We start from the raw sequence: 5,117 nt of genomic DNA, 5'->3' as shown, positions 1-5,117 counted from the left end.
CACATATTCTTTGCAGTCGCAGTTTATGTCGAGCGTGGTGGCGGGAGGCGCAGGTTTCCTTCGGTTTCCCATGATTTCACTCCAGATAATTACGGTTCCCTCGACCTCAACAAGTCGAAGGAACCAACATGCGATCAAGATCATCATTGCCGTTTCGAGCGGCCCCGCTCCGGGTCGAAGACCCGCCCAGTCACGGCGCCCTTCTCACCGCATTCCTCTCCTCTCTGTCGCTCGACGAGAAGTCAGGCTGTGCGGTTCTGTATGGCGCGGCGGTCCGCCATTTCCTGCATTGGCTGGGCCTGCATAAGATCGCGATCCGCACGATTGACGATCGGGCTGTCCGGCGGTTCGAGAAGCATGGGTGCCGGTGCCACCGGTATTCGGCGCAGCAAGCGCACTACAAGGCTGACCAAGCAGCAAGGGTCAGGCGCTTCGTCCGGTTCCTGGAAGATCAAGGCTACGTCGAAGTCGACGACGGGATCGACGATCTGCCACGGCACCTCGCCGACTATTCCGATGCGATCGATCGCCTGCAACTTGCCGAGGGACCGGCACAGGCCTATCGGTCCGAGGCCGAGCATTTCGTGGCCTGGCTTCGCATGGCGCGGCGCCAATGGATCGAGATCGATGACGCGATCATCGACCACTATGCAGCGCATGATTGCCGATGCCCGGTCTGGCGCAAGCGGGGCAAGCTGGTCGCAACGGGCACCAAGCGGCGGCGGCGATGCGCACGGCACTTCGTCGAGTTCCTGCGAGGCCGGGGCGCCATCCCATTGGTTGAACCGGTGGCGGACGATGACCCGCACATGTCGGCTTACTTGGCATGGCTCAAGCAACACCGCGGCGCCACGGACGAGACGATCCGGCGCTACCGGACTGATATCAGACGGCTCATGCCAATGCTGGGCGAGCCTGCGCAATGGGATGCCGCCGGACTCAGGAGCGCATTCCAACGACGAAGCAAGGAGACGCCGGGCTCGGCATCGCTGCTCGTCACGATAATGAGGAGCTACATCCGGTTTCTGGTCGTGCGTGGCGAGTGCCGGCCGGCTTTATTGCATGCAGTTCCATCAGTGCAGCGCTACCGCCTTTCGACGCTGCCGCGCCATGTCGACCCGGCAACGATCGAGAGGATCATTGCGGCCTGTCCGACAGATCGTCCGGTGGAAGTCCGGGACAAGGCCATCATTCTCCTGCTCGCCAGGCTCGGCCTGCGGGCTGCCGATATTCAGGACATGCGTCTCGACGACATCGACTGGCGATCCGGCCACCTGACGGTCAAGGGCAAGACGCGTCGACCGGACCGCCTGCCATTGCCGCAGGATGTTGGCGACGCGATCCTGGCATATCTTGCGGCAGCCCGCCCGAAGACCGCCGAAAAGCATCTGTTCCTGCGTGCACAAGCACCGTTTCGGCCATTCCGCTCGTCCGCTGAGATCGCGGGCATCGTCGCTCGTACGCGCGACCGCGGTGGGATCGAAGGAGTGCCGACCGGGTCACACATATTCCGGCATTCGCTTGCCACCAACCTGCTGCGCGCAGGCGCAGGCCTGGAGTCCGTCGGGACCATCCTGCGTCACAGCTCGCCCGAGACCACTGCCATCTACGCCAAGGTCGATCTGCCGATGCTCATGAAGATCGCGCAGCCCTGGCCGGGAGAACAGTCATGCTGAACATCCACATTTCCAAATACGTGGCGCTGCATCGCAGCCTCGGGCGGAAGTTCTCTGAACAGGAACGCATGCTGCGCCTGTACGCCGCCTACGCCGAAGGATTCGGCGACCGGCACATCCAAGTCCAGCGGATCTACGACTGGTGCCACACGGCGAGTTCGCAAAATGTGGCCCGCCGGAGGTTTGATACCGTTCGCAACTTCAGCCGCTTTATCCAAGCCGATGATCCAGTTTACGAGGTTCCGCCTGTCGGTGTCTTCGGTCGGGGCAAGCGGCCACGCCCGACCCCGACCATCATCGAACCGGAACAGGTCCGGGCGATCATGACCGCGGCGTTGGACGTTGCGTCCCAAGACACGATCAGCCCATACACGTACCATTATTTGTTCGGCTTGCTGGCGGCGACAGGTCTCCGGATTTCCGAGGCCCTCGCTCTTCAATGCAACGATCTGGTCGAGGATGGCCTGATCGTCCGCAACGGCAAGTTCGGCAAGCAGCGGCTGATTACCTTGCAGCCATCGACCCGTCAGGCGCTCGAAGCATATCTCGCCACCCGGGCAAGGCTTGGCGCCACGGGCAATGACCTGTTCGTGACCATTCGGGGGAGAGCACCACACAAGGTGCGCGCCCACGTGGTGTTCGTCAGGCTGGCCCGGCAGCTCGGATACCGCGGACCGACCGGAACGGCCGGGATGCGGTTACACGACCTGCGGCACACTTTCGCCGTGCGTTCCCTTGAGTCCTGTCCGCGCGACAGGGAAGCCATCGCACACCACATGGCCGGACTCAGCGTATATCTGGGGCATGCGTCGGTCGCCAACACCTATTGGTATCTCGAGGCCACTCCGGTGCTGCTGCGCGATATCGCTGTCGCCAGCGAGCAACTTTACCGGGGAGAAGCGGCATGACGGCACTCGCTCCGCATCTCTCGATCTACCTGCGTGAACATCTACCGCGCGAACGTGCTGTCAGTCCGCACACGGTGAAGACCTATGCCAACTGCTTTGTCCTCCTGGTCCAGTTCGCTGCCGATCGGCTGAAGCGTCGGCCGACCGATCTCGAGATCGAGGATCTCGGCACCGACATGATCATGGCCTTCCTTGACCATGTCGAGAACGGTCGCGGCAGCTGTGTTCGGACCCGCAATGGCAGGCTCGCCGCGATCCGGTCCTTCTTCCGCTACATCGAGTATCGTATTCCGGCCTGCCTGGATCAGGCCCTTCGCGTCAGATCGATCCCTACCAAGAAGACCGACAAGGCGCTGATCGACTACCTCGACCGTGCAGAGATCAAGGCTTTGCTCGACGCCCCGGATCCCCGGACACGCCTTGGCACCCGCGATCGCGCAATGCTGCATCTGGCCTATGCTGGCGGGCTGAGGGTGTCGGAACTCGTAACGCTACAACTGCGCGATTTCCCGGACCGCTTCCTGTCCACCGTGCACATCATGGGCAAGGGACGGCGTGAACGGGTCCTCCCGCTCTGGAAGGAGACTCAGTTCGCATTGCGCGCGTGGCTTGCGATCCGTCCCGATGCGCAAGCTGCCGAGATATTCCTCAATGCCAGCGGGCAACCCATGACCCGCGACGGATTTGCGTTCCGTTTGGCGGAGCACGTCAAGCGCGCGGCAGAGAAGCAGCCGTCGATCCTTGGCAAGCGCGTAACACCGCACGTGCTGCGCCATTCCTGCGCAATGCACACGCTCGCGGCGACCGGGGACATTCGCAAGGTCGCATTATGGCTCGGGCACGCCAGCATCCAGAGCACTGAGACCTATTTGCGCGCCGATCCCGAGGAAAAGCTGCAAATTCTCGCGGCGCACGGCGCCCCTGCCATCAGGCCCGGGCGCTTCAAGCCGCAAAGCGACGATCTACTATCAATGCTTCAGGAAATACGTGCAGGAGGTCATGTCAAAATTTGACACAGTTCCGCATCGCAGTCCGAAGCGCCAGTGGCGCTCCCGCCAACAAAGCTTCGCCTTCGAGGCGGCCGTTGATGCGCAGCATAACCGAACCGTTTTGACGGAGAAGCATCGGAATGAGTTGGGAACCAGTGAGGTTGGCCTGCCAAAACGTGCTCTGAGCGTTAGCGCGGCCGGTCGGAATGTCAATTAATCGACCAGCAAAATTCCATGTAACCGTAACGCGCGGCACCGTCGCGGGCTTGTTAAGGAGCATGGCCATCATGGGGCGGTTGCCTTCACAAAACAGGCTAAACGACTTGATGTTTGGCGAAGCAGCTACATCGACATAGGCCATTGGGGCGCGACCTTGGACCGGCACGACCTCCCAAGCAGTCCCAGGCAGTGGCACTGCGTCCTCAGGTGGGCTGTCCATAAGCAGGCGAGCAATGTCCTGGGGCACGGGCAAGCGGCCTCCTTGAGGCGCATAGACCGTCAACTTTCCCTTTTCCCAAAGGCCAATTTGAACAGCACGGCGATTTGCATCAAGCAAAACATAGGCTTGCTCTACACCGCCTTGATGCGGCGCATTTCCGGTAACCCAATAGAGAGACCCTTGTCGCTGGAGACCGGATATCGCCGAAAGATTGCTGGCCAGCAGGTCTGTTTTGCGGCCCAAACGCGAACGTATCGCGTCAGCTATCGGACCACTTGTCAAAAGATCTATTCCGTTGGGATCGGAATCACTTTGGAATTTCCCTACGGAACTGGCAAGATTGGTCCAGGTTAGCGGCGTCGGTTTTCCCAAGACTGGCCTTGCTTGCAGCGGTGCTTTTGAAGCAGCAGATGCCAGCCCAGACCCATTGCACAAGAGCAATGGGGATTGCGACACGAGCGCTGACTTGAACGGATCCAGGCGCTGTCCCGGCGCGACGTCTGCTTCAAGGCGGACTACGCCTCGCTTTTCGTCGTCATTGACCGTCAAGATCACGCGTCCGAAATCGTTGGCATTGACAGGAAAAGGAAAAAAGACCGCGCTAATGCCTTCATAGGTCGGGCCAAGAAACGAAGCCGCGTACTCAAACCGGGTGCTTTTTACAGTCTGACCAGACGCTTTGAAAGTAAAACCGGTTTCGTTGATCTCAAGGCTCGCCCCTCGGGAGCAATCGCCACGCGGCGCATACGAGCCATAGCTTCCTTCGAGATCCATGCCTTTTAATGACGTCAATGTCACTGCACATGCGACGCCGGGCAAGCCCAGAAAAATCCCTGCGAGAAAAACGATAATGGGGCGCTTGGGCAGTTTGCTCGGCATGGCAAATCTCCATGGCGGACAGCCTTGCATCGGGACCTCGATTGAAAGCGACGAACGACTGCCTCGGGGATCTTCTACAACCTGCACCATTCCAGCGGTGCCGACAATCCTAACGGCCCCAGCATTCAACCTTGTCAGGCAATTATCTGGAGTGAAATCATGGAAAACCGAAGGAAACCTGCGCCTCCCGCCACCACGCTCGACATAAACTGCGACTGCAAAGAAT

The 5,117-nt window shown here is 60.3% G+C and carries 4 protein-coding genes; 3 read left to right on the top strand and 1 reads right to left on the bottom strand.

From position 1 onward, the window contains the following. Positions 1-128 precede the first annotated feature (128 nt). Genes ENE74_RS17950 through ENE74_RS17940 form a run of 3 tightly spaced genes read left to right on the top strand, consistent with a single transcriptional unit; the run spans position 129 to position 3,597 of the window. Positions 129-1,676 (top strand): tyrosine-type recombinase/integrase, encoded by a 1,548-nt coding sequence (locus tag ENE74_RS17950; RefSeq protein WP_016510927.1) that lies wholly within the window; start codon positions 129-131, stop codon positions 1,674-1,676. Further along, positions 1,670-2,584 (top strand): tyrosine-type recombinase/integrase, encoded by a 915-nt coding sequence (locus tag ENE74_RS17945; protein WP_125962521.1) that lies wholly within the window; start codon positions 1,670-1,672, stop codon positions 2,582-2,584. The genes ENE74_RS17950 and ENE74_RS17945 overlap by 7 nt, the downstream gene beginning before the upstream one ends. Beyond that, positions 2,581-3,597: a tyrosine-type recombinase/integrase gene (locus ENE74_RS17940; RefSeq protein WP_007015936.1), complete on the top strand. Its 1,017-nt coding sequence runs from the start codon at positions 2,581-2,583 to the stop codon at positions 3,595-3,597. The genes ENE74_RS17945 and ENE74_RS17940 overlap by 4 nt, the downstream gene beginning before the upstream one ends. Here ENE74_RS17940 and ENE74_RS17935 read toward each other — a convergent pair. After that, positions 3,587-5,117 (bottom strand): hypothetical protein (locus tag ENE74_RS17935; RefSeq protein WP_125962520.1); only part of this gene is annotated, 1,531 nt, incomplete at its 5' end. The genes ENE74_RS17940 and ENE74_RS17935 overlap by 11 nt on opposite strands.

Origin of the sequence: Sphingobium algorifonticola (assembly GCF_004005485.1) — a bacterium.
Lineage (GTDB): Bacteria > Pseudomonadota > Alphaproteobacteria > Sphingomonadales > Sphingomonadaceae > Sphingobium > Sphingobium algorifonticola.
The sequence above is the reverse complement of the archived record's forward strand: the minus strand, read 5'-3'. Positions and strand labels throughout refer to the sequence as shown.